This is a genomic window from Candidatus Hydrogenedentota bacterium, assembly GCA_019637335.1.
In the GTDB taxonomy this organism is placed as follows: domain Bacteria; phylum Hydrogenedentota; class Hydrogenedentia; order Hydrogenedentales; family JAEUWI01; genus JAEUWI01.
Genome location: JAHBVV010000030.1, coordinates 43,209 through 68,376, shown reverse-complemented (window position 1 = coordinate 68,376; position 25,168 = coordinate 43,209). Strand labels below are relative to the sequence as shown.

At 63.9% G+C, this 25,168-nt stretch carries 17 protein-coding genes; 5 read left to right on the top strand and 12 right to left on the bottom strand.

Going from position 1 to position 25,168, the window contains the following annotated elements:
- The first annotated feature begins 40 nt into the window (after positions 1–40).
- Together KF886_23025 and KF886_23020 are read left to right on the top strand one after the other, a co-directional pair.
- Positions 41–1,333 carry a hypothetical protein gene (locus KF886_23025; protein ID MBX3180233.1) on the top strand — a complete coding sequence of 431 codons (1,293 nt, stop codon included), beginning with the start codon at positions 41–43 and terminating at the stop codon, positions 1,331–1,333.
- 412 nt (positions 1,334–1,745) lie between these two features.
- The gene (locus KF886_23020; protein MBX3180232.1) at positions 1,746–3,806 is read left to right on the top strand and encodes a PKD domain-containing protein; all 2,061 of its coding nucleotides are present in this window, start codon (positions 1,746–1,748) and stop codon (positions 3,804–3,806) included.
- Between the two features lie 220 nt (positions 3,807–4,026).
- Here KF886_23020 and KF886_23015 read toward each other — a convergent pair whose 3' ends face one another.
- The 12 genes from KF886_23015 to KF886_22960 all read right to left on the bottom strand — a co-directional run bounded on the left by KF886_23015 (position 4,027) and on the right by KF886_22960 (position 19,596).
- Positions 4,027–6,699, bottom strand: a complete 2,673-nt coding sequence (locus KF886_23015) for a carboxypeptidase regulatory-like domain-containing protein (protein ID MBX3180231.1) — start codon at positions 6,697–6,699, stop codon at positions 4,027–4,029.
- A gap of 151 nt (positions 6,700–6,850) precedes the next feature.
- Positions 6,851–7,798, bottom strand: coding sequence for a hypothetical protein (locus tag KF886_23010; protein ID MBX3180230.1), 948 nt, complete (start codon positions 7,796–7,798; stop codon positions 6,851–6,853).
- A 345-nt stretch (positions 7,799–8,143) separates the two neighbouring features.
- Positions 8,144–9,157 (bottom strand): AAA family ATPase, encoded by a 1,014-nt coding sequence (locus KF886_23005; protein ID MBX3180229.1) that lies wholly within the window; start codon positions 9,155–9,157, stop codon positions 8,144–8,146.
- Positions 9,154–10,347: a putative DNA binding domain-containing protein gene (locus KF886_23000; GenBank protein MBX3180228.1), complete on the bottom strand. Its 1,194-nt coding sequence runs from the start codon at positions 10,345–10,347 to the stop codon at positions 9,154–9,156. The genes KF886_23005 and KF886_23000 overlap by 4 nt, the downstream gene beginning before the upstream one ends.
- Positions 10,348–10,534: 187 nt before the next feature.
- Positions 10,535–11,620: an exo-alpha-sialidase gene (locus tag KF886_22995; protein MBX3180227.1), complete on the bottom strand. Its 1,086-nt coding sequence runs from the start codon at positions 11,618–11,620 to the stop codon at positions 10,535–10,537.
- A 46-nt stretch (positions 11,621–11,666) separates the two neighbouring features.
- Positions 11,667–12,755: an exo-alpha-sialidase gene (locus tag KF886_22990; protein ID MBX3180226.1), complete on the bottom strand. Its 1,089-nt coding sequence runs from the start codon at positions 12,753–12,755 to the stop codon at positions 11,667–11,669.
- Between the two features lie 31 nt (positions 12,756–12,786).
- On the bottom strand, positions 12,787–14,223 hold the full coding sequence (locus KF886_22985; protein MBX3180225.1) for a hypothetical protein: 1,437 nt from the start codon (positions 14,221–14,223) through the stop codon (positions 12,787–12,789).
- 330 nt (positions 14,224–14,553) lie between these two features.
- Positions 14,554–16,413: a carboxypeptidase regulatory-like domain-containing protein gene (locus KF886_22980; GenBank protein ID MBX3180224.1), complete on the bottom strand. Its 1,860-nt coding sequence runs from the start codon at positions 16,411–16,413 to the stop codon at positions 14,554–14,556.
- A gap of 289 nt (positions 16,414–16,702) precedes the next feature.
- Positions 16,703–17,104, bottom strand: coding sequence for a 30S ribosomal protein S9 (gene rpsI, locus KF886_22975; GenBank protein MBX3180223.1), 402 nt, complete (start codon positions 17,102–17,104; stop codon positions 16,703–16,705).
- Between the two features lie 18 nt (positions 17,105–17,122).
- Complete coding sequence (gene rplM, locus KF886_22970; GenBank protein ID MBX3180222.1) at positions 17,123–17,554, bottom strand: 50S ribosomal protein L13; 432 nt, start codon at positions 17,552–17,554, stop codon at positions 17,123–17,125.
- Positions 17,555–17,706: 152 nt separating this feature from the next.
- Positions 17,707–18,387, bottom strand: a complete 681-nt coding sequence (gene yaaA / locus KF886_22965) for a peroxide stress protein YaaA (GenBank protein MBX3180221.1) — start codon at positions 18,385–18,387, stop codon at positions 17,707–17,709.
- A 6-nt stretch (positions 18,388–18,393) separates the two neighbouring features.
- Complete coding sequence (locus KF886_22960; GenBank protein ID MBX3180220.1) at positions 18,394–19,596, bottom strand: metallophosphoesterase family protein; 1,203 nt, start codon at positions 19,594–19,596, stop codon at positions 18,394–18,396.
- A gap of 805 nt (positions 19,597–20,401) precedes the next feature.
- Between KF886_22960 and KF886_22955 the strand changes: the two genes are divergently transcribed.
- The 3 genes from KF886_22955 to KF886_22945 all read left to right on the top strand — a co-directional run bounded on the left by KF886_22955 (position 20,402) and on the right by KF886_22945 (position 25,167).
- Positions 20,402–20,962: a TlpA family protein disulfide reductase gene (locus tag KF886_22955; GenBank protein ID MBX3180219.1), complete on the top strand. Its 561-nt coding sequence runs from the start codon at positions 20,402–20,404 to the stop codon at positions 20,960–20,962.
- A gap of 107 nt (positions 20,963–21,069) precedes the next feature.
- Positions 21,070–23,889, top strand: coding sequence for an ankyrin repeat domain-containing protein (locus tag KF886_22950; protein MBX3180218.1), 2,820 nt, complete (start codon positions 21,070–21,072; stop codon positions 23,887–23,889).
- 24 nt (positions 23,890–23,913) lie between these two features.
- Positions 23,914–25,167 (top strand): glycosyltransferase family 2 protein, encoded by a 1,254-nt coding sequence (locus KF886_22945; GenBank protein MBX3180217.1) that lies wholly within the window; start codon positions 23,914–23,916, stop codon positions 25,165–25,167.
- Position 25,168 lies beyond the last annotated feature (1 nt).

The following is a 25,168-nucleotide window of genomic DNA, read 5'->3' as shown; positions in this document are numbered from 1 at the left end:
CCTGGTTGCGCCACACGTTTGCGCGGAAACCGACAGTCTGTTGTGGAAACGAACGCCGGATGCCAACTGGAATCGTTCATCGATTACACCGCTCGCTTCACGCCAGGACTGGCGCCCCGCCGGGCCGGATGAGCGGTCGTGGCTGGGCGGCTGGGCAGCGCGCCGGATCGGCGAGGGGACCGGCTTCTTCCGGGTGGAGCGGGTGGACGGGCGCTGGTGGCTGGTGGACCCGCAGGGCTTCCTGTTTTACAGCGTCGGCCTGACGTCCGTGCGCCCGCCGACGCGGGAACCGGCGAAAAGCGCCTACGCGGAACGGTGGAAAGAACCCGCGGCGTGGGCGGCGGACACCGTTTCGATGCTGCGGGAGGCGGGCTACAACAACATCGGACGATGGTCGGCGCTGGGATCGCTCAATGCCGTGACGCGCCGGATGCCGTATACCACCTCCTTCAACTTTATGCAGAGTTTCGGCAAGAAACTGGGGTTGACCTCGCACGGGTACGGCCACGCGCGTTACGCGCACAATGCGATCCCGGTGTTTCATCCCGATTTCGAGGCGCATTGCGACGAACTGGCCGAGAAGGAGATCGCGCCGCTGGCGCAGGATTTCCACGTCCTGGGACACTTTACGGACAATGAGCTTCCCGTCCCGAAAGACGCGCTGGCGGCCACGCTGGCGATCGATCCCGAGGCGACTCCCGCGCTGCGGCACAACTGGGAGTTTGCGTGGCAGTGGTTGCGGGAACGGCGTGGCCCCGAAGCGACGGCGGCGGACATCACGGAAGACGACAACCTCGACTATCTCGGGGCCGTCATGGATCGCTACTTCGCGGTCACGGCGGCCGCGCTGCGCCGCCACGCGCCGCACCACCTGAACTTCGGCCCGCGGCTGCACGGGAGCGGCATTCACACGGACCAGGTGATTGCGGCGGCGGGGCGCCATCTGGATGTCATCGCGATCAACTACTACAACGTGTGGCGCCCCTCGGACACCCACCTCGAACGATGGCGAACCCAGGCCCCGGACACGCCGTTCCTGATCTCGGAGTTCTACGTCAAGGGCCAGGATTCGGGCATGGACAACGGCCCCGGCGCGGGCTGGATTGTCCCCACGCAACGCGACCGGGGGCTCTGGTACCAGAACTTCACCCTGGCGCTGCTCGAGGCCCCGCACTGCGTGGGCTGGCAGTACTTCAAGTACCAGGACGAACCCGGCGACTCGAACAAGGGCATTCTCGATCCCGCATTCGCGCCGCACGGCGATTTCACGGCGCTGATGGCCCCGATTCACGAAAATGTGTATTCGCTGCGCTCCAAACTGCCCGGGGAATAGCGCGCGGGCGCGAAACGGACCGTTGCAGCATTTCCCGGGCAAGGCGCCACGAAAATGATCGGCGTACTGGGTAATCGGGCTGGCTGTGACAATCGCATTTAAACTCGATCTCGGTATATGGGCGTAAACTTGAGTCGATCTGGAACCTTGAATCAACGATAGTGAGCGTTTTGGAGCGCCGGCATCTGTGCCGGCAATGTCCGGGATTCGCCGCAGGCGAAATGCCAGCGCTCCAATACGCGCCCTTTTTTGACATTGAAGGTGGTTCATGTGGCGCTCGGCTCGAGTTGGAAGTTTAAATGCGATTGCCCTGTCGGGCTGGCCGTGGCTCGCAATCGGTCGGCATGCCTTGTGATACCCTGTTTGGTGTGTCGATTTCATGGTTCCGCGGATTAATCGGGAGAATTCGGGTATGCACGCGAGCCTGTTCTGCAGAGTCTTTGCCGGGGCCGCGTTGATCGCGATTGGCTGGGGCGCAGGGGCGGAAATCTTCGCGCGCGCCGCGCTGGACACCCTCACTCCGGTCGAGTTGAACCGGGGCGACGAATTGCAGTTCACCCTGCGCAATGGCGAGACCCGCACGCTGGCGCTGGAGGCGACATCCGCGCGCATTCTCCTTACGAACCTGCCCGAGACGGGAACGGCGTTTCACGAAGGGCAAACGGTCTACGAAATGACGTGCCGCGTCCGGATTGACGGGCAATCCATGGAGATGCGCCGCTATGTTCCGGTACAGGAAGCGCTCTACGAGCCGTACATCGGAAACGGGTTACGCATCTGGTTCGATGGGGTGCGGGATATTCAGGCGTTCTTGAACGATAACCACGGCGGCGGCATGCCGCGAACGGATGCGCGCTTTGCGGTGCAGGATATGACCCTGCCGGTGTGCCCGCAGCCCCTGCGCGCGTGGTATCCGAACGCGGACAACTACATTGACACGGCGGAGAGCTACAACGCGAACGACGTCTGGATGGGACCCTACCAGGGGGCGGACCTGCACGGGGGACTCGACGTCAACATGCCGATTGGCACGCCGCTGTGGGCTCCGATCGATTTCGATACCCAGTTCTACTTCAACGCGCTGGCGATGGGGCACAACAACAACCGCTGGCGGGGCGTGCGCAAATGGGCGAACGGGCAGCGCTGGGTATTGCAGGCGCACCACATCGTGCGGTTGCACGTGCCCGAGCACACGCCGCTGAAACAGGGCGCGCACTACGCCGAGGCCGCCGGGGTCCTGACGGGGAGCCACGCGCACTCGCACTTTGCGTTCAAGATCGGTCCGGAAGACGAGGAGGCGCTGCTGGATCCCTGGATTCTGTTCTGGCAGATATTCGAGCTCAACAAGGAGCGCTCGGGCGAAATTCGCGCGGCGATGCGCCCCCTTTCCCCGGCAGTCACAGGAAACCCGGTCCCGTTTGACGGCTCTGCTTCGCGGGCGGGCGTAACCGGCAATGGATTGCGCTACCGTTGGACCTTTGGCGACGGCGGGACGGCTATCGACGCGAAGCCCCGCTATGTTTACACTGCCCCCGGCGTCTACCCGGTGACGCTGACCGTATTCGACGGGGTTGCGTGGGCGTCGCAGACGCAGCACGTGACCGTGGATGCCTCCGGCGCGCCGATCGACCGGCCGGCGCTGGTTCTGGCCGCGCGGGACTCACTGGCCTTTCGCCCGCGCCCCGTTCCCGCGATGGATGTGTATGGCCACGCGCCACGCCATGAGCCCCATACCCTGCACTTTCTGGCGCGCCCGGAGACCTCGCCGCGCCCCGCGCCGCGGTTGATCGAAGTGCGAAACGCAGGCGCCGGTGCGCTGGCGGCGCCGGTTATCCACATCAGCTACCGGGAAGGGATGGACTGGTTGTCCGTCCAGCCGCACGCGGAGGGCCTGGAGATCGGGGTGAGCGCGGAAGACTTCCCCAACCGGCTCGGCATTTACCACGCGGACGTCTCGGTGGGCTGCCCCGGCGCGCTGAACTCCCCGCAGGTGTTCAGCGTTCGCCTGGAGACGCCGTCGCAGCGCGACCTTCCGAAGGAGAAGGTAATCGTGGACAACCGCGATCCGGGCTGCGAGGCCACGCCCTGGTACTGGGTGGCCCCGCAGTTTCACCGCCACTACACAGAGCACTGGCCGCCGGGCTATCGCGGCGACTATCTGGTCGCGCGCGCAAATGCTCCGGGCGAGTTCGTCCGCTTCACGCCCGATCTCGCGGCGGGCCGCTACACTGTTTCGCTCGCCAGCGACACCCCGTTCCCGCCCACGTCCGCCACGCCGACGGGATCGCGTTTTGCAATGCGCGTGCGGCACAAGCACGGAGAAGAGACGGTTTGGATGGCGCCGGAGACGAGCCGCGCTATCGGCGAATTTGAGTTCTCGGAAGGTATGGACGGCTACGTCGAGATCCTGGCGGAAGGGGCGACGGGCGCGGTGATCGCGGATGCGGTTTGCTTCGAGCGCGTGGCGGAGTGAACTCGCCGGGAAATAACGCGCGATGTGGGCGCCTGCACGGTCGCCGCCGCCTCGGCGAGCGGCATCTGGCTCTGGTAATTCCTGGTATACCCGACGCAATTGGGGTCGGGTTCGCTGATCGCGACCGGAGCGTTGTCACGAAGGACTTCGGACCCGTCTACGTCCGGATCGGGATGTCTGGCCGCGCACACAAGCGCTACCACGGACGCACCGACCTATCTTAATTCCCCACGTCGCCTTCCGTATCCGTCGAATCGGCTTCCCACGCTGTTTCCCGGGGGGCGAGTTGGATTTCGAGTGGCTCCGAGGAAATAGCGGCGGTAAAGACTTCCCCGACGCCCGCCGTGCGGTGGAATACATTCAAATGCAATCCCCGCTCCAACTCCGGCGCGCCGATTTCGAACCGGCCCTCCGCTCCTGAGTAGGCCGCGGCAAAGTCCGTTATGTACTCCGCTCCACCGGGGAGCTCGCCCAGGAAGATAGCCGCGCCCACCACGGGGCGGCCTTCGCTGTCGATCACGCGGCCCGAAACAGGCGGATGCTTTTCCAGTACCACAAGCACGTCCTCGGCGTCGGGGCCGACCGCGCCGACGCGGGCGCGACCCATGGCGAATCCGGGAGCCCGCGCAATCACATCGTAACGTCCCTCATCCACCTCCAGGCTGAAGGCCCCTTCGGGATTGGAGAATTGCTTGAAGGGCGACTGGATGAATGCCGTGGCGTAGACGGAGACCCCCGTGTGAATGACCGCCGCTTCAAATTCCGTAATTGGAATATTCTCGCTGGATACCACGGTCCCGCTGATGCGTAAACCGCCGGGCAGGACGATGGAAAGGTCCTGCGTCCCCGATGGTATATCGTCGACTTTGACCCCGGCGTAGCCCGGGGCGGATGCGGTGATTCTGAAAAAGCCCTCGTCCAGCCCTCGAAAACGGAACGTTCCATCCACCGCGGTGCTTCCCGTGGCCTGAGCGGAACTCCCCGGATAGTGCAGCCTGTCCAATGTGAGAAGGGCGGCAACGGGCGCGCCAGATTCATTCGTTACCTTGCCGGAGATTTCGAGCGACGCCTCTTCATCGAAGACAAGGCGCAAACCGCGAACCTGATGGCCGGGCTTCATCGTCAGGCGGAGCAGTTCGCGCCCGATACCGCTCTCCGTGCGGGCCCCGATTTTGTAGGCGCCCGCCGCCACGCTGGCAAAGAGAAAGCGCCCTTCGGCGTCCGTGTTGGTGCGGTTCGTGGTCCGGTGGCTCCCTTCATCCGCCAACGCGAGAGAAACACGGCCATGAAAGGGTTGGCTGCGCCGGTCGACCACCACGCCGGCGATCAGGCCGTCGGCGGCGTGCTCGAGGACCAACTTCACGCCGGAAAGTCCCGCCTGGGGAATGTCAAAAGTGTATTCCTTCGACTTCGCACTGGTGGTGTTCGCCATCACCCGAATGGTCTCTCCGCCGTTCAGTCGGCTGAGCGTAAACGCCCCATCCTTCCCGGTGGACTGCCGGTCCTGCCAACCCCTTACGCGCCCATGCACATCCGCTCCCCCGACGGGCTCGCCCTGGGCGTCCACAACATGGCCCGAGATCACAACGCCCCGTGACAACTCGATGAAGATCCCTTCCAGCGTCTCTCCCGAGGCGATGGTCACATAGACGGCACTCTGACTTCTTCCATAACGGGAGTAACCGGGAGCCTCGTCAACCACGAGTTCGTAGGCGCCGGGATCAAGGCCGGCAACCTCGAAGCGCCCCTGGGCATCTGAAGGCGCGGAAACGAGTCTCAAGCGCGATCCCCCTTCCTGCAGGGCCCTTACGACAACGCCCGAGATGCCCTCGCCGCTGTCCCGGTCGCTTACGCGGCCGCGCAGCACGCCGCCATCAACCAGTTCGAGTATAAGGCCATCATGCGGCGTATTCGCCACAGCAATCTGGATTGGCGCGTCCTTCACTACGCGCCCCGCCTTCTCTCCACGGAGCATGTAGTCGCCGGGAGGTACGGCCTCAAAGGCGAACGCGCCATCCGCATCCGACGTCACCGCCAATGCAGGCGCCTTTATGCCCACGGCGGCGAGGGTCACCTTCACGTCGGCGGCCCGTTCGCCCCCGTCAACGGTCCGGCCAGCTACGTGCACGCCCGGCTCCAGCTGGATTAGCGCATCGTGCGTGCCCGTGGCAATCGGCGTGGACATGGTCGGGGCGAATCCTGGCGCCCGCGCCTGAAAAGTCCAGGTTCCGGACTCGAGCCAGGGCAGGGCAAAGCTGCCCTGGCCGTCCGCGACGGTTGCGTCCGCCAGCACCGCGGACGACTGTCGCTCGTGGCCGTCCAGGAGCAAGGGAAAGACCGCCGCGCCGGGTACACCCGCACCGGCGCTATCCACAACGCGCCCGGAGATTCCCTCCGCGCCTTGCAGGATGAGCAGGACATCCGCCACCGGGGCCTCGCGGCTGAGACGGCAGGAAGCCCGGGCGATTTGAGCATCCGCCTGGGCCTGCACGACATAGGAGCCGAAAGGGAGCTTGTCGAAATAGAACGCGCCGCGTTCATCGGGCTCGGCGACCACGGGCGGGGACAGGTCGTCGTTCGCGAAAGCGGAACCGTCCGGCGGCAACAGTTGCGCCGAAATCTCAATTCCGACGCCGGGGGAACCATCCTTGTCAAAAAGGCGACCACCGATTGCGCCGGGGTGCGCTTCCGGCACGGCAGGCGCCGCTGGCGTCCTATCTGCCACCGCCTCGGCGGTTTGCTCGGCGGGGACTGGCGGAACCCCCGATATTGGCGGCCCACTCTCGGCTATGCCCGCCGGAGTGGCGGGTTTTTCACGGGTTACGATAACGATGAGGACGATAAGCGCTATGACCAGCACGGATATCGTCAGAACTCCGCTTGCTCGTCTCATGGTGCTCTTCCAGCCAGGGTTCCGCCCTGGCCCTTTGTGGCGACAAGGAACCCGATTGCGTCGGTAGTGACTCTCAACACGTTGCCAACAACTGTCCGAGTCGCGAGGTTCGTCGGTCGTACCGTCTTCCGCTTGGAAGCTTCAATCCTTGCTACCCACCGCCTGCGTTGCGTCGCGCGGTGTTGATCGCGTCTCTTCGCTCCGGCGGCAGCAAGTCAAAATGCACCCAGTTTCCGTCCAGATAGCCTTTCTTGGTTCGCTGCATTCCTCGGCTTGAATATTCGACCATGAGTACGGATTCCCGGTCGATATCCAACGCTTCGAGTGTGATCATTTTCTGAATCTCGGGATCGCCCAACGTTACCTTCTCGACCTCAATGTCCATTATATGCTGGCCCTGACTTATATTTCGGGAGACCGATCTGGGAAACCACATGGCGTTCCCTACCTGCTGAAATCGCGCCTGAACAATGTGGAACGGTTCGCCATTCTTGTTATACGTACGGGTTTCGGAAAGGAGAAATCCACTATGCGGATCTATCGAGGTTTCCTGGTGAAGTCGATTGTGCTCCCCGGCGGTTCGTTCGCTGACTATTCTGTAGTGTAGGTTGCCGCCCACGTTGGACTCGATGGGGGTCCAGCGGTAACCAGACTGCCCACCGCCAACCTGCTGCTCATAGGCTTCCTTGAGCGTTCGTCCCGTACTGTAGAGGGCGCCGAATTCAAGAATCTTCGGATTTGGGTAAAGCTCGACCTGAGTCCTTACTGCTGGATAGAGATTGTTTCGATCATCGAAGTGGTAGAGATGCAACACATTGAGTTGCTTGCGAAAATCCACAGCGTAGCGGTCATTGATCAGGAATATGTTGCTGCCGTCCTGAACTTCGCCTTTGTCGGGCCACGTATTCTTCAAATTCCTGTCTTCACAGAACGAGGCGCCGTGACGCCAATATCGGGCGCGCCCTTCCGCAATCATCCGGCCGCTTAAATCCGCCCCGTCCGGCCCGGGCGCAGGCCCCAGGGTCATTGTCGTTCGCCAGGTGTACTCCGCAAAGATCGGGCTCGACTCAATCTTTTGGACGGTCGCCTCGTTTTGCACGATAAGGTTTTCCAGGAGGGCGGCCTCGTCAGCGGACAGGGGTTGCGCCCTCCCGGGTGAATTGAAAAGCATAGGAAAAAGCGTTGATGCCACACACGCCGTAAGAAGCCGCCGGTCCATGCTGCCACTCCTTTTCGCGGCGCCCCGCCGCGTTGCTTCCTCAGAGCCTTGACAGTAGCACGGATCTATTGATTCTGCAATACTGAAAAAAAACACCTATGCGCGTATGCCCTGACGGGTCTGCGCCAGTCCTTTCTTGTCATGTCGTGATTCTACGAGCATAGTACGCATGGCTGGGAGCGCAGGTGTAAGAGGCGTCGGGGAAACAACGAGCAACTCGGGCGCCTATACGGCCCCCGCCGGGTTCTCGTCGGGCGCATGCTCGCTACACTTGCCCAGGATATCGCGGGCCAGCCGCCCAAAATCGAGATAGCACTTCGATACCGCGGCCGCATGGGCTCCAATGGCGCCGTCCGCGGGCGTCAGGCGGAATATCGGTTTGCGGGCGTCCTCGGCGAGCGGCATCAGGCTCTGGTAATTCTTGATATACCCGACACAATTGGGGTCGGGATCGCTGATCGCGACCGAGGTTTTGTCACGAAGAACTTCGGACCTGTAAACGCCCGGTATCTGTGAAATCCACCGCTGATACGCCTTCACGGGGCGATTTCGGCGCTCCACGTGCTGCATGATAACGTAGCCGGCGGGCCGCATTGCTCCGGAAGGCATGGGTATCGACAAGGCGTCGGGCACGGCTTCCAGGCGCTTCTTCCAGCCTACCCGCCAGTCATGCAGGGTAGGCCCGAGATTCCGCAGTCCCTGCAGCGAGAAAAGCCCCGGAGTAAGCGGCATTACTACGTGGTCCGCGGCAATCAACGCGGAGCGATTGATCGCCCCGAGATTGGGGCCGATATCGATTAACACAATATCCGCCTCTGACTCGCGCGCGGCGGCGTGGAGTATTCGGTAAAACGCCGTGGTAACGCGAAATGCGGCGATGTCGCCATCCAGGCATTTCGGCCAGCTTTCGGAAAGCCGATCCTCAAATCTGGAGAGACCAAGATCACCAGGCAGGAGATGTAACCCGGGAGCGACTTTTCGTAGCGGCGCGTCACCGATATCACCCAGCCCCTCAATAATTGGCCTGATACAGGCAAGAACACTCGCGCCCCCCCCTTCATCCGGCCAGATTTCTTCCAGTTCCAGTTCATCCAGAAACATCGCCGTAAGGTTGGACTGAGGATCGAGATCCGCAACAAGCACGCACGCGCCTAGTTCGGCACACATGTTGGAGACATGATAAACGAGCGACGTTTTTCCCACACCGCCCTTATTGTTGAAAAACGCGATCGTCCTCATCCCTCCCGCTCCTTGATGGTTACAAGAAAGAAGGTGCTCTGGCTGATATCGAACTCCGCGGGCGGATTGCCGTTCTCGTTCAAGGCCCTTTGGGCGCGGGCGATTCCCATTCCAAAGGTGTTGACATAGCCCAGTGTCTTAAGCGCCTCAGCAATCTTCGGATTGCGGTAGTCGCTTTGAAGCGGAAACGTCTCCGGCGTCACGCTTCCATAGAGCCCGCCTGGATTCTGTATCTCAATGTGATCGCTGAACCAGTAGAAGCGGATCCGGGCGTTTGAAGCGTAGTCGCGGTGCATTATGGCGTTGAGCAATAACTCCCGGATCGCCAGCACGGGGTACGGGGTTCGGCTACGTTCCCTCAACGGCGATTCAAACTCGGGGCGCGAGGGAAACAGCACTTTGAGGAAGCTGTCCAACTCGCGAAGAACACTGATCAGATCGCCATCAAAGCGGCGTTCGTCCAAAACATTGGAATTGGGATCCGGCCCGCCGAAACGGACGAATTGAACTATGGCGCCGGGAAACCAATTGAGCGGATCCAATGCGAACAGGAGCGCGCCGGCATTGGTCGCACACGCCTGATCCGAGTTCCAGAAGCCAAGCGAGGCCATCTGAAGAAACATGTCGCGATTGTTCTCGGCGATCAGATCGGGCGCGATAGCCATATTCCGGTAGGTGAGTTGAAAGAGATCAAGCGCGAGATCTTCAGGGCCGCATCCGGCGCAGGGCCTCAGATCAAAGGTTCTCGCGTGGTGCACGCGACGTTCGGAGAGAATCCGCTCCTCCTGTTCATTCGCAATGGCCTTCCGCGGGCCACGCCGAATCCAAACGCGGCCCCGATAGCGAACAGGAGGCATGTCGGATGGCAGGACTTCCACGATGGCGATCGCGCCTTCCGGCAGCGCCATTTTGCAGACCGATACGGCCGGGAAGGGCACGATTTGCCCCGAATCGGCGTAGTTGGAGAGTTGCTTTAGCAGGTCGTCCGATACATCAACGCCAACGATGCCTCCATCGCTGTCTCTTGCGCCAAGAATCAGGTAGCCGGGCGATCGCGTTCCCGCCATGTCATTGGCGAAGGCGCAAATCGCCTCACAGAATTTGTCTGTGTCCCGCGTTGACATCGTCCGCTCTACGCGATCAGACTCCAGTTCCGCGAGCAGCTTTCTGAGCGCCGTTTCATTGATCACTGTTTTTTCCCGCGTTTCCGAGCCAGCATAATCGCCACGCGGCGAGCGACACCGCGATGCATTCCGATCTTAGCACACACTTCGCCAGCCGCTCGAAATCGCGCAACGAATCCGTGGGACGAAGTGACAGTGCGAGCCATGACGCCGGCGCGTATAGCGGCGTCCAAATTGTCGCACGCCTCGCTTTTCACTCCGCCGGCGGGGCCCAGATGCTGTAGGCGATGAAGCGCTCGGGGCGTTCGCCGTCGTGGAAGTAGTAGACTGTGACGCATTTGCCGTCGGGGCGCTGGACGGTGCGGGGGTAGCCGATGTCCCAGCCGCCGCCATCCGCTCGGATGATGAACTCCTCGCCCCAGGTCTGGCCTTCGTCACCGCTGATCTTCCCGCGGATGCCGTAGGGGGGCAGGCGGTGGCCGTAGGTCACGGCCAGGCGCCCGTCGGCGAGCCGGAGCATGTGGGGCGGGTTGCCGGCGTTGTTGGTGAAAGTATTGTCCAGCTTGTACCAGGCCTTGCCGTCGTCGGGCGAGAGCCAGGCGTCGATGAACCAGATGCGGTCGCCGTCCACGATACGGCGGTGGCGTATCCAGGAGTACAGCGCGCCGTTTTTCAGGCGCAGGGTGGACGGCATGATGGAGTATTCATTCTCGGCGGGCTGATGTCCGACCATACCTTCCAGGGTCCACGTGAGGCCGCCGTCGCGCGTGCGGATGGCGGCGGGCCAGCCTTCCTTGCCGTCGTCCTTTTCCGTGGCCATGAACGCCAGCACGTCGCTGGGACCGTTTATGATGTAGTCCGTGCGCGCGAGGAGCCCCGGACGGCCGAAGGTGGGCAGTTCGAAGGGGCCGTGCCAGGTCTTGCAGCGATCGTTGGAGTAGAGGAAGCGGGTATAGAGAAACATCAGCGCGAAATCGGGATTGCTGAAGTCCATGGGCTCGGCCAGCTTGCTCAGTGGGCGCTCCTCGGTTTCGTTGACGATGAAGCTCGGCGTTTCAAGCGTCCAGGTGACGCCGCCGTCCAGGCTGCGCGCCTGCATCTTGCCCGAGGGCATGTCGCGCTTGATGGGGTGGCCCGATCGGCTTTCGGGGTCGAAGTAACCGAGCGTGAAGACCGTGACAATCTCGTCGCCCCAATTCCAGATGCCGCCATTGGCGGGCCAGCCGCCGAAGCGGCCCTCGCCGAACTGCACTTCCCCGTTTTGCACGCCGGGCAGCTGCTCCTGGGCCGCGGCGGCCCCGGCAAGCATGATGATGGCCGATACAAGCAACAATCGCATGACTCTCACTCCTTTCCTCGCTGGTGGTTTAGTGAAAACGGTGTTTTCAGGGCGCGGGCGGCGTCCAGATCGTATAGGCGATGAAGCGTTCCGGGCGTTTCCCGTCGTTGAAGTAATAGACCGTCACGCACTTGCCGTCCGCGCGCTGTACAGTGCGGGGATAGCCCAGATCACGACCGCCGCCATCGCCGCGGATGATGAATTCGTCGCCCCAGGTGACGCCTTCGTCGCTGCTGATGCGGCCGCGAATGCCCAGCGGCTCGCTGCGCACACCGTAGGTCACGGCCAGGCGGCCATCCGCCAGGCGGATCATATGCGGCGGGTTGCCGGCATTGTCGATCCGGTGGTGGGCCAGATGCTCCCAGGTTTGGCCGTCGTCCGGCGAGCGCCAGGCGTCCACAAAGCGCACCTCGCTGCCGTCGCCCAGCACGCGGCAATGCCGGATCCAGGAGAACAGGGCGTTGTCCTTCAGGCGCACCGTCGACGGCATGATCGAGTATTCATCCTTCTTCGGCTGATCCCCCACCAGGCCTTCGAGCGTCCAGGTGAGCCCACCGTCGCGCGTGCGGATGGCCGCCACCCAGCCCTCGTCCTGATCGTCCTTCTGCGTGGCCATGAAGGCCAGGAGATCCTTCGGTCCGTTGACGATGTAGTCCGTGCGGGCGAGCAGGCCCGGGCGGCCGAATTTCGGGAGTTCGAAGGGCCCCTGCCACGTCTTGCAACGATCCGTGGAATAGACGAACTTGTCGGTGATAAACATCAGCGCGAAATCGGGGTGGCTGAAATCCATCGCGGCTTCCAGCGTGGAGACCGGCTTGTCGCCGCCATCGCTGGTTACGAACGTGGGCGTTTCGAGGGACCAGGTCACGCCGCCGTCCGTGCTGCGCGCCTGCATTTTGCCCCGGGGACGTTCCCGGTCGATGGGATGCATGCCGCGGGTGTCCGCGCGGTAGTACCCCAGGGTGAAGACGGTTACGATCTCGTCGCCCCAATTCCAGATCCCGCCGTTGGCCGGCCAGCCGCCGTAGCGCCCGGTTTCGAACTGCACTTCGCCGTGCACGAGATCGGGCAGTGCATCCTGGGCGGGTGCGAATGCCGCCAGTACGATCGACAGAATCAACACCAGATTCTTCATGAGCGGATTCTCCTTTTGCACCGGTTACGGGTCATTTTCGGGAGGCGGGAAGCAACTGCGCACGATCGCGATGGAGCAAAACCATCGCGGTCAGGCTCAGGGCAAACACGGTAAACGCGATGCCGCTGGGCGTGCGGCCGGTCCAGTCGCTCCAGGGCCAGGGATAGCGGAAGAAGGCGAAGTTCAGGCCAAAGTAGAGCCACAGGTTCAACAGCAGCGCCCAGGCGACGAAATCGCCGCTGGACTCCGTGCGGCGGGGCTGCGCCAGATACCACGCGGCGAGCGCGGTGGCGGCGGCCAGCGGCAGCACGAGGTAGAGGATCCAGCCGGCGATGGGGCCGATGGCCGCTTCCTCGTACACCAGGTTGCGCACCGTCTTGATCGTGATAGGCAGCAAGGTGATGGTCAGAATCTGGAAGACCGGCCAAATCCGCCCGCGCACCGCGACAAATAGCGGAATGACGATCAGGACGAGGCCGGAGTCGAAGAAGGCGGCGAAGCGACCACCAGCGGCCTGGACATAAATGAGCAGGGCGGCGTGCACCCCGAGCAGCGCCCACTCCAAAGCGGCCGGGAGCGTGCGTTCCTCGGGATCCGGCGCAAGGTCAATCCGCCGCCGGTTCAGCCAAAGGCCCAGCCCCAGGGCCGCGCCCATGATGCAGCCGAAGGTGGTCTCCATCGTGTTCCACCAGTTCATGTGCGGATCGAGATGCACCCAGATCCCGCGCTGAAACACCTCCGGATTCCAGGCGTGATAGGCCTGGAGGCTCTGTCCGATAGGGAATCCGAGCGCGCCGCCCAGAAGCCCCCAGAGGCCGAGATTGCGGGCGAGCGTGTCCTTTTTCCAGAGGGCGACATACGCCAGCGCGAGACTCAGCGCGAAGAGCAGGCCGCCCCAGGCTTCCGGCCGGGGACGCGTATCGGACTCCGGCAGCCAGTGCCAGAGATTGGAGAAGTGTATGGCGGGCAGGCGGCGCTCTTCGACGTCGAACGGCGAATTCAGGAGCCACGACCCCACAAAGGACACCGCCAGCATGGCCAGCGTCAGCCCCAGGATTTCGAGCGGGCGGTATCGTTTGCCGCCCAGGCCGATGCCGAAAAAGAGCCCCGCGAAACCAATCCAAAGCGCGCCCTTGACCAGGCAACCCAGCAACCCCCAGCGGAGCGCGCTCCAGTTCCCCACGAGCTCCGGATTGTGCGTCAGGCCCAGCGTTACGCCGTAGGTTTCCGTGCCGCCGACGCCCATGGCGATTGTGCCCAGGGCCGCAGCCCGAATCGCCTGAATTGTGGATACCCCCGGACAGAGAAGGAACACCAGAGTAAGAGACACGAGGACACCGGCGATCATGGCGCCCGTTTCGTGGCCGTATTGGCCACGTATCCCCCAGCCGAGGCCGCCCGCCATCGCGGCGAAGAGTACAGGTTGCCACCAGGAAACAGCGGGGTTGGTAGGCGTGGACGGCTTCATGGGCTCTGCTCCTCCTGCGCGCAGTGTAGCAGAGGGCGGCGATGGAAAAACAAGAAAAACCGGATTGGAAGAGGCAGGCGTTCCCCTGCCCCCCGGCCAAAACCACCCCGAAAGGAAAGTGGCACAGGTCGATGACGCGCCGGAGGTGGGCGTCCCGCCTGTGTTCAGCGCCGAAAGGCGCAAGTGTAGGATAGCCGTCCCGGCTGTCCACCGCGCCGCCAGGCGCAAAGGATCGCGAACATTCCGTGGCGGGAGGAGCGCAAGACTTCATGCGATCATTGCGCTTGTGAAAAGACCCCGGTTCCCATTGCATTCCGGCTTTGGGGACGCCTACCATCCCGGCTCGGCGCCGGGGGCGTGAACGTCGATATCGATATCCAGCACCGCGGTTTCCGCCTCGTCAACGGCCGCCTGAAGTGTAGCGAGGACTTCGGGTTCGCCCGAGGCGAGATCCAGCACCACGATCGTGTACTCGCCACCGTGCAGCCCGCCGATTTGGAATTTTCCCCCGGCCGCCGTCATCCCGCTCACCTGTTCATCACCGGCGAGCGATCGGGCGGCGACAGAGAGATTTGCGACGCCTTCCCCCGCGCGAAAAACGGTTCCCGTAAACGCGGACGCGCCATGCAGCGCCTCCAGGTCCACAACCGTGGTGTGCGCCGGCACGGTTTCCGCGCGGGCCTCCACGTAATGGCGGCCGCCACCCGCATTGATTGCGGCGCGCACCGTGATCTCGCCCGCCGGAATCTCTTCAATATGATAATATCCACTTTCGTCGGTTCTTCCGGACAACTGCGGCTTCGCCGGATCGTATTCAATATTCACGTGTTGGCGCGCAACGGGCGTCCCATTGGCCCGTATCACGCCTTCTACCGCCGCGAATCCCGTCAAGACGAGCCGGACCGCCGTCCGCTGATCGGTTGCCAGGGCCAGCGGGCTTACCGTTTGCGCGTAGCCGGCGCGCTCCACCACAATCTCGGAGAGCACCGGAGAAAGTGACTCCAACGAAAAACGCCCTTCGGCATCGGTTATCGCGTGGCACGCCTTGCCATTGACCTCACTGGAGCGCACCATTGCCGGTTGCAGGGAGTGGGACTGTGGGCCGCCGACGCTTACCAGGGCCCCGGAAACCGGAACTCCAGTCCAGTCCACCACGACGCCATCAAGCGCCGCCCCGCGCGCCATCCGCAGTAGGCCGACATCCCTCGTTTCGTCGCTGTGGAGCGGGGGAATCCGAACTTGGAGCGGGGCGAATCCATCCGCGCGAACGTATACATACGCCAGGCCGGCTTCGACGGAGGGCAGTTCAAAGCGCCCCTCCGAATCTTCGAAAAGATTCTCGGCGCCACGGGTGGCGTCCCAGAATCGCACGCCGGCCCCTGCCTCGAAGCGGGTGACGGGGTTGCCCGTATGATCCTCCACGACACGTCCCACGATAGCGCCCCGGCCTTCCATGACAACGTTGAGATTTTTGGTTCCTGCTTCGATGCGTGGCAAATGAACGGTGGAATACGCGGGGTGGAAAACCGACGCCGAGAAGCGCTTGCCCTCGCGCGATTCAAGAACGAAATAGCCGTCGCCATCGGACTCGGTGTGGGATGAAAACATGATCGACGACGTCGGATCGTTGGCCTCCACGCGGGCGCCGGAAATGGGAAGCCCGCGGCGATCCGTCACCCTCCCCGAAACCGCGCGCTCGCTGGCCCCCTCATACACCAGCCGCACGCCCGTCACCCGCTGCCCCTCCGCCAAGGTGACTTCGCGCAGTCCCGAATCGATTCCCAGGCCACCGGACACCGCGGGAAGCGCCATAATTTTGAATGCTCCCGGTGCCAGCCCCGCGATGTGGAATGCGCCATTCGCTTCGGTCGTCGTGGGCGGGATGTCGGTACCGAACATATCCCCGGCGCCGACAACCTTCATACCAGGCAAGGGTTTTCCCCGCTTATCGACCACGACACCCGTGATGCTCGCGCCGCCCGCGCGTTTCGCCGGGAGCGCGTCCAGGACGGCTTCGAGCGAAAGCGCTTCGCCGGCGCCGGGCGCGCCAGAGCCCCGCGGCGCTGGGGCAGGCGACCGCTCCGCGCTACCCGGAGACGTTTTCGGGATGGCGGCGGCAGGGCCAGGATCCGCGGGCGCCTTCGAGGGCGGATCGGGCGGCAAGAAGAACTGCCGTAGAAACAGGAGCATTCCCAGCGCCAATACGGGTCCCAGTGCCTGAGCAAGTCTCCGGTTTGATTTCGTCATGCCGCGCGCTCCCTTTGTCACGGCGCCGGGGCGCCACGCCGCCCGCGGCGGGAGGCGCCCCTCGCGTGAGCGCCTACAGAATACCGGATAGAACCGAATCTTGCCAGTATGCGTGCGCCGTCAAGAGCACAGGGCAGGTCGCTTCACCGGAACATGTGCAAGATGGCAAAGAAAAATCCCCCGAGGAAACCTTCGGGGGATGCGGAATCTGTAGGATGCGGAGCGGCTGGAATCAGCGCTTCGAGAACTGGAAGCGCTTGCGCGCGCCGGGCTGGCCGTACTTCTTGCGCTCGACTTCGCGCGCGTCGCGGGTCAGCAGGCCGGCCGTACGCAGCGTCGTGCGCAGGTTCGCGTCGTTTTCCATCAAGGCGCGGGCCACACCCAGGCGCAGCGCGCCCGCCTGCCCGGAAATGCCGCCGCCGTCGCAGATGGCGCGCACATCGAACTGGTCCACGGTGCCGGTGGCCGCGAACGGCTGCTTGGCGAGGGACACGAGCACATCGCGCTCGAGGTAGTCCTTCACTTCCTTGCCGTTCACGATGAACTTGCCGGTGCCCGGCTTAATCCGGACCCGCGCGCTGGCCCGCTTGCGGCGACCGACAGCAACAATCTCGTTGGTTTTCTTATCAATCACGGTTCGCAGTCTCCAGCGTTACTTGACTTCGTAGGGCTTGGGGTTCTGGGCCACGTGGGGGTGCTCCGCGCCCGCATAGACCCGGAAATTGGTGCTCAACTTCCGGCCCAGGCGGTTGTGCGGCAGCATGCCCTTGATGGCCAGCGCCATCGCGCGCTCGGGAAAACGGGAGAGCATCTCGCCGTAATTCATCTCCGAGAGGCCGCCCGGATAGCCCGAGTGACGGTAGTACATCTTCTGCACCATCTTGTTACCAGTCACCTTGGCCTTGGCCGCGTTGATCACGATGACGTGATCGCCGCAGTCCAGGTACGGCGTATACTGGGGCTTGTGCTTGCCGCGGATCAGCTTGGCGGCCTCGGCGGCAACGCGGCCCAGCACCTTGCCTTCGGCATCGATGATGTGCCAATCCTTTTGCACTTCCCCTTCTTTGGGGACATAGGTCTTCACAGACTCGCTCCTTTTACATAAGCGTATGGCTACACGCGTTGTGGGGGGGATCGCGCGTAAATGTAACGGGAGCGAAAGTCTAGCAAAATGCCGCATGGCGTGTCAAACCGCGCGCCGCGCTAAAATCCCGGCTGGCGGAAGCTTACGGCGAATCAGGACTGCACGAAATTCGACCCGTCGAAGCGGTAGCCCTCTTCCGTGAAATCCACGAAATCCGCCGCGCTTTGTACGTTGTTTTCCAGAATCCACCGCACGAAACGCCCCTTAATCGCCTTCCCGAAATGACCGGCCGCCTTCTTGCCGCCCTCCACGCGAAAATCCACCGTGATCAGGTTGGGGTGCTCCACGGCCTTCCGGTAGCTCTGTGACAAGAGATCCAGCACCGGCTCGCCGCTAGCCAGGTTCGCCAGGCGCGCCGAATTGATGGGTTTCCAGTAGCGGGCCAACCACGGGTTCATCGAGAGTTTGTAGTCCGGAATTGGCGCGCCCGCGGGAATCAGTCCGAACAGCGCGGACACGATCAGAACCCGTTTGCGCGCCGAAGCCTTCTTTCGCAGCGTGGGGTAGCCGATGTGGTCATAGACCACGCCGGTATAGCGCTCGATCGCGGGCAGGGCGGATGCCTCGAAGCAGACGGTGTTCAGGGCATGAGCCGCCGCGCACTTGCCGGCATCTTTCAGGCCGTAAAACCGGGCGCGCTCGGCGGGCCGCAGCCGGTTGACATGGTCCAGCACCGCGCGCGTATCGTCCGGATTCACGCCAGGGTCCGCGCCCAACACACCGCGACCGGCGCGGGAGGATTTCCCCTCGCTCGGGGGAAGCAGGATATACATGGCGGGCTAGTTCAGCGTCAGGTCGTCGAGCAGATCTTCCGCGGCGCTGATCGCGCGGAAGCGCATCCCCGTGTCGTCGATCTCGCACAGCCAGAAATGGGGCGTTCCCGAGGCCTTTTCCAGGTACCAGCGCTCCTGGACCGGCCGCGGGTTGACGCCCATGCTGCCATCGCCGAGGTAAACGGTGCCGGACTCCGCTACCGCGCCCCCGCGCAACACCTTCGTGCGCTTGAAGGTATGGTCGTGGTTCTCGAAAGCCACCCGGAGCCCGTGCTTGTCGAAGATGGGCAGCCAGTGGGTCCGGCCCTCAACCGCGCGCCCGTCCTCGTAATCCCGGTGGCTGGGATACAGCGGCGCGTGGTAGACCGCGATGGTGTTGCGGAGGCCGGCGCTGGCGCCAAGCACCTCGTCCAGCCATTCGGCCTGGGCGCCACCGTGGGGTACCGCGTGGCCGGAGTCGAGCACGATCAGGATCGTGTCGTCCCGGAGCGGCAGTGTGAAATACGAGCGCCCGCCCTGCGGGAAGTAGCCGTAGTAAAAGGGGGCGCGCACTTCCGGCGGGCCTTCCAATTTGTTGACCTCGTGGTTGCCGATCGCCAGCACCATCGGGATCATCACGCCATCCGCCGTGACCATGTGCTCCTCCCACATGTCAAGCCAGCGGTCCCACATCCAGGCGTTCTTAAGCTTCCCGTCGGCGTAGGCCATATCGCCGCCGATGAGGGCGAACATCGGGTCGTAGCTGCCCGCCAGGCGCGCAATCTGATAGGAGCGCGGAAGTATCGCCATATCTCCGCCCGAGATGAAGCGGAGCGGCGCGTTTCCGCCGGGAAGCGGGCGAAAGCGCAATTCCTCCGTCAAGACGTCCGAGCCGTCCGCCAGCACGAAGTGATAGGTGGCGCCGGGTTCGAGTTCCGTAGCTTCTACGTGATGAATGTGGCGCTCGTCCTTCAGCCCCGGTATCTGGCGGGACGCCCCGGATGCCGCATAGCGATACGCGCCGGGCTCACCGCCGCGAGACTCGGTGTCATAATGAAGGGTGAGGTCGGACGCCGCTTCCGTGCTGTGGAAATTGACTGTCATCGTCGTGCTCGGGTCGCCCTGCCACGTCAGATAGACGTGATTCGGATTGGTGGCGCAGCCCGCGAGACCGATGAGCAGAATTGCCAGGAACGCCCGTCGTGTAATTGAAAGGTGGGTGAGTTTCATGGGGGGGCTCCGGTAATGCGTACTCTACTATCCGTCACTTTCTTGTTCTTTTTGCAAGAAAACGAAAAGACATCATCCATAAATAATTGAAATAAAAGCATTACGAAAAACCCTCAGGCCCGAAAGAAAGTTTCGAGCGATTCGTGTCAATTCGTGTGCATTCGTGGTTCAATCGCATCAGGAACGCATGAAGCCTACACCAGCTTCTTAGCGCCTTCGCGTGAATATCAATCCCACTCCAGCTTCTTTCCGTCGTGGCCTTTGTAATTCTATCCGTCTTAAACGAGTTTTGCTGACAAGACTTTTCAAATTAACTTCGGCAGAGCCGTCATCGACCCACACGTTCAACGCCCGCCAACGTGGCTTAGCCTTCCAGACTGAGGCAGCGTGAGCGCCGGGTTCGAACGGCCCATGGACGCCGTGAACTCAGCCTCCGATTCCCAAAGCGAGACGGTCCTTTTTTCATTATTCGTGTCCATTTGCGTTAATTCGCGGTTCAACTTTGTTTGGTTTCGGCCAACGGCCGACCTGTGCCCCTCGTGGTGATAAATTCCTTTGTTGCGGCCAGAGGCTCTCCCGTATTCTTTGCGCTCTTTGTGGCTCCAAATCTAATCCCCCACCCGCCGTCACCGCGCCCTTCGTGGTGATCATTTCTCTGGTTGCGGCCAAGGCTGCCGTGCGTTACTTCGTGGTATTCTAATCCCGGAGCGCCCGGCATGTCATATCGCGGCTTCGCTGGCTTGATTTTCGCCCTCCCGCGAATAGACTTCGCTACACGGGGATCCCACCGCTGGAGAAAGTGTATATGCGTTACATCCGGGAATATGGCACAACCGCCGCAATCGTTCTGGCCGGCGTCTTCCTCGTCTACCTGGTCGCCTGGGCCCCCGCCCATCCCCTGAACGGACAGCCCGCGCCGCCCTTCACCCTGAACGGGCTGGAGGGCAATTCCGTCGCGTTGGCGGACCACCTCGGCAAGGACGTCGTCGTGCTGGATTTCTGGGCCTCGTGGTGCCCGCCGTGCCGGAAGGGGCTGCCGGTGCTCGACGCCCTGGCCCGGGAGTATGCGGATCGCAACGTCGCCGTGTACGCCGTGAACATCCGCGAAGACGCACGGCTCGTGAAGGACTTCTTCGAGCAGAACAAACTATCCGTCCCCGTGCTCTTGGACGAAAAAGGGCTCGTCGCCGACGGCTATGGCGTAACGGGCATCCCGCAGACCGTGATTATCGATCGCTCGGGAACCATTTCCGCCATCCACGTCGGCGTGTCTCCCTTTGGATTCGAGAGCGCCATGCGCGCGGACATCGACGCCGCACTCGCCGCCGGAGCCGCGACGGAAACGGCCGCAGACCCCGCCGGTTGACCTGCTGCCAGCCCCTTCACTACACTGCGGCAGGAGGGGACAGGGCCGTACGCTGTCCCAAATACGGATCGCGCGTGGAGTCGCAAGGGTAGAGGAGGAACGGCGCCATGGACCTCAATTGGATTCGCGTGGCCCCCATCGTTCTGTTGGGCGCGCTGGCCGGCCTGTCGTGCAAGCAGGATGCGCCCCCGACTTCCGAGGGCGTGCCAACGCGCGCGGCGCTCCCCAACCCGCCGGCGCCGCCCCCGGTTGAACTGCCGCCCGACGCCGTCCTCGATCCATTTACGGGCCAGCCCATTCCCGGACGCAAGCCGCTGGTGATCGATCCGAAACCCTACCGCCCGCCCGTGCGCGCCGAGGATCTCGAACCGAAACCCACGCTGGACGCACTGCTCGACCTGTTCAGGCGCGGCGTGGCGCACCCGCTGGCCCCCCGGGCCTGGCGTGTGGCGGGCCTGGCGCCCCATGCCTCACTTCACGACGCCGTCGCGGCCGCCGACTTGTATGCCGTAATCGATCGCGTCGCGGGCGGGGCCGATGTAAACGTTCGTAACGCGGATGGCCAGACCCCGCTCCACGTGGCTGCGGCGGAGAATCGGCCCCACATCGCCGAAGCGCTGATTGGGCGGGGCGCGGATATCGCGCTACAGGACGCGCTGGGCAATTCGGTGCTGCACCTGGCCGCGAAAGCGACCCACGTGTACACACTCGAACACCTGGCCAGCCGCGGCGGCTCGCTCGAAGCGCGCAACGCCCGGAATTATACCCCGCTGCACGAAGCCGCCGAGGCCGGGGAACTGTTCGCCGTGCAACACCTCGTGCGCCTGGGCGCGGACATGAACAGCCTGGCCGACCCCGACAGACTCTCGATACCGGCGGTCCTGGCCGCACAGCAGGGGCATTGGGAGGTGACGCGATTCTTCCGGCGCGCCGGCCAGATGCTCCCCTTGCATCTCATGGCGGGTTACGGCGATCTCCCCGGCGTGCGCGAGGCGCTTGACGATAGGCCCGATGCGGTTGATCTGCCGGATGCGCTGCAAAACACGCCCCTGATGGCCGCGGTGCGCGCAGGCCAGGTCGCGGTGGTTGAATTCTTGCTCGAAAAGGGCGCGCAGGTCCAGTTGACCAATATGGAGGGAGATTCGCCCCTTGCCATGGCGCTGAGGCAGGCGCACCTGGATTGCGCGGACCGGCTTATTGAGGCCGGGGCCGACTTGAACGCCACGCGCAACGCGGGACACGAGCGCACCCTGCTCAATGAGGCGGTCCTCGCCAATTCGCCCGAGGTCGTGGCCCACATGGTCGAGCGCGGCGCGGATCCGGCCTTCGCCGATCCCGGCGGCAGGACGCCCCTGCACGTGGCCGTCGACATCAACAGCGCTGAAAAGGCGACGATCTTGATCGAGGCCGGGGCCGACCCCGCCGCGCCCAATAGCGAGGGCTGGTCGCCCATACTCCTGGCGGCCCGGCGCGGGCTTACGCCGCTGCTGGACGTGATGGCAGTGCGCGAGGGCGTGCTCGAACAGCCGGGCCCGGAGGGGCGAGCCCCTATCCACCTCGCCGCCGCGAATGCGCGTGCGGAGACCGTCTCCTGGTTGCTGGAACGGGGCCTGCCTGCCGATGGCCTCGACGCCGAAGGCCGGACGCCATTGCACGGCGCAGCGGCGGCCGGCGCGGCGGACATTGCGGCGGCGCTGCTGGATGCCGGGTGTCCCCCCGACGCGAAGGATGCCGCCAGCCAGACCCCGCTGCTTGTTGCGGCAAGCGCGGGAGCGGACGCGGTAGCGTTGCTCCTCCTTGACCGGGGCGCGGCCCCTGATGCCGCGGATTCCGCGATGAAAAATGCTTTGTACCGTGCCGTGGAAGCCGGCCACGTGGCCCTCGCCCGGGAACTGCACGCCCGCGGCGTGCCGGCCGGCGCGCCGGATGAACAGGGGCGATCTCCCTTGTTCGCGGCCGCCGCGCGCTCCGAAGGCGAAGCCGCCGCCTGGCTCATAGAGCTGGGTCTCGATGCGACCGCGAAAGATAACTCGGGCCTTACCCCGCTACACGTCGCGGCGGCGCAGGGAGGCCTGGAGCCGCTGCGCGCCCTGATTACGGCGGGCGCCAGCGTCCACGCGTCCGATTCCGCGGGCTGCGCGCCACTGCACCACGCGGCCCGGCGCGGTAACACCAGGATCATGCAAGCGCTCGTGGAAGCCGGCGCGGCGCCCGATGTTCGGGACTCGGCGGGGCAGACGCCGTTGCACGAAGCCGCGCGCGCGGGTAATGCCCCGGCCATCCAATTCCTCTGTGCGGCGGGGGGAGGCCCGGATCTGCTGGACGCCGTCGGCAGCACGCCCATGCACGCCGCCGCCGCGGCCCGGTCGGTGGACGCCGTGCGCCAGTTGATTGCCTGCGGCGCGAGCGTCCGCATTCGCAACAGCCAGGGCTTCACCCCACGCGCGATGCTCGCCATGAGCCCGGCGGATGAAGCCGGCGAAAACCTGGATGGCGAAACCGCCGCCGCGCGCGTTCGTGCCGTGCTCGACGCCGTGGTTTGCGAGGAATACCTCGCCGCCGCTACCCGCGGCGACGTGGCGGGGCTGCGGGAACTGTTTTCCATGTACCCCGATCTGGTGGCGGCCGAGACGCTGGGTCGCGCGCCCGCGCACTGGGCCGCGCAGTACGGCCAGACCGGGGCGCTCCGGCAACTCAAAGAGTTTGGCGTTTCGTTGGAGGCGCCGGGTGGATTCGGCGGCGGCTACACGCCGCTCCACCTCGCGACCGCCGGCGGGCAGGCCGAAACTGTGCGCTGGCTGCTGGAGGCGGGCGTTTCACCCGCCGCGGCGAGCGCCAGTGGTCAGACTGCCCTGGATATCGCGCGGGAATTGGGCCTGGAAGAGATTGCAAAGCTGCTCACGCCGGCGCCGGAAGCCGGGGGTTGATCGCGGTTCCCGCGCGCCCGTACCATGGCGCGGGAGAGGTCTGGGGCGGCCCCGGATGCCGCCCCAGGATCTTCCAGCAACGTCCGGGAACCCAGCGCCGTGAATTCAGTCGAAGTCTCTGTGGTCATGCCCTGCCTCAACGAGGAAAAGACCGTGGGGATCTGTGTGCGCAAGGCCCTGGCTTCGCTCGAGGCCGCCGGAGCCGCGGGCGAAGTGATCATCGCCGACAACGGCAGCACGGACCGATCCCGCGAGATTGCGCGGGAGTGCGGAGCCCGGGTCGTGGACGTGAAGGCGAAGGGCTATGGCGCCGCGCTGCGCGGGGGCATCGAGGCCGCCCGGGGAACCTACATCATCATGGGGGATTCCGACGACAGCTACGATTTCGCCCACCTGGAGCCCTTCATCGCCAAACTGCGCGAAGGCCATGACCTGGTCATGGGAAACCGCTTCGCCGGCGGCATCGCGCCGGGCGCCATGCCCCCGCTGCATCGCTACCTCGGCAATCCGGTCCTCAGCTACCTCGGCCGGCTCCTGTTTCGCACCCCGATTCGCGATTTTCACTGCGGCCTGCGCGGCTTCAGCAAGGCGGCCTTCGATCGCATGGATCTGCGCACGACCGGCATGGAGTTCGCCAGCGAAATCGTGGTGAAGGCGGCCCTGGGCGCCATGCGCATCACCGAAGTCCCCACAACCCTCAGCCCCGACGGACGCGACCGCCCGCCCCACCTTCGATCATGGCGGGACGGCTGGCGCCACCTGCGCTTTCTGCTCATTTTCAGCCCGCGCTGGCTCTTTCTCTATCCGGGTCTTGTTATGGTCGCGGGCGGCGGCATTGTGGCGGTGCTCATGCTGCTGCTGTCCTCGCCCCGCACGAACACGTTCGTTGTCGCGCTCGCGCTCGCCATGATCGGGATGCAATCCATCTTTTTCTCGGTGCTCGTGCGGACCTTCGCCGAGCGCGAAGGGTTGCTGCCGCGAGAGGCGCATCTCGGCCGGTTGCGGCGCGCGCTCACGCTCGAGCGCGGAGTCGCCGCGGGCATTGCCGTCTTTCTCCTCGGAACAATCGGCATCGCCGCCGCCACCGTCTGGTGGGGGGTAACCGGATTTGAGACGTTTCCGCGCGAACTCACCCGCGCCCTGGTGATTCCCTCCGCCTTCGCGCTCATACTGGGGGTGCAGGTGGTGTTGAATTCCTTCGTGCTGAGTATTATCGCCCTGGAGCACATTGGTCGGGCGGCCCCGGTCGCGGATCATGGCCATCCGGAGGCGAATTAGG

Bases quoted from the DNA above. Each gene is read 5' to 3' on its own strand.
- KF886_23020 (MBX3180232.1), top strand. From the start codon at position 1,746: ATGCACGCGAGCCTGTTCTGCAGAGTCTTTGCCGGGGCCGCGTTGATC.
- KF886_23015 (MBX3180231.1), bottom strand. From the start codon at position 6,699: ATGAGACGAGCAAGCGGAGTTCTGACGATATCCGTGCTGGTCATAGCG.
- KF886_23005 (MBX3180229.1), bottom strand. From the start codon at position 9,157: ATGAGGACGATCGCGTTTTTCAACAATAAGGGCGGTGTGGGAAAAACG.
- KF886_22995 (MBX3180227.1), bottom strand. From the start codon at position 11,620: ATGCGATTGTTGCTTGTATCGGCCATCATCATGCTTGCCGGGGCCGCC.
- KF886_22990 (MBX3180226.1), bottom strand. From the start codon at position 12,755: ATGAAGAATCTGGTGTTGATTCTGTCGATCGTACTGGCGGCATTCGCA.
- KF886_22985 (MBX3180225.1), bottom strand. From the start codon at position 14,223: ATGAAGCCGTCCACGCCTACCAACCCCGCTGTTTCCTGGTGGCAACCT.
- KF886_22980 (MBX3180224.1), bottom strand. From the start codon at position 16,413: ATGCTCCTGTTTCTACGGCAGTTCTTCTTGCCGCCCGATCCGCCCTCG.
- yaaA (MBX3180221.1), bottom strand. From the start codon at position 18,387: ATGTATATCCTGCTTCCCCCGAGCGAGGGGAAATCCTCCCGCGCCGGT.
- KF886_22960 (MBX3180220.1), bottom strand. From the start codon at position 19,596: ATGAAACTCACCCACCTTTCAATTACACGACGGGCGTTCCTGGCAATT.
- KF886_22955 (MBX3180219.1), top strand. From the start codon at position 20,402: ATGCGTTACATCCGGGAATATGGCACAACCGCCGCAATCGTTCTGGCC.
- KF886_22950 (MBX3180218.1), top strand. From the start codon at position 21,070: ATGGACCTCAATTGGATTCGCGTGGCCCCCATCGTTCTGTTGGGCGCG.
- KF886_22945 (MBX3180217.1), top strand. From the start codon at position 23,914: ATGGCGCGGGAGAGGTCTGGGGCGGCCCCGGATGCCGCCCCAGGATCT.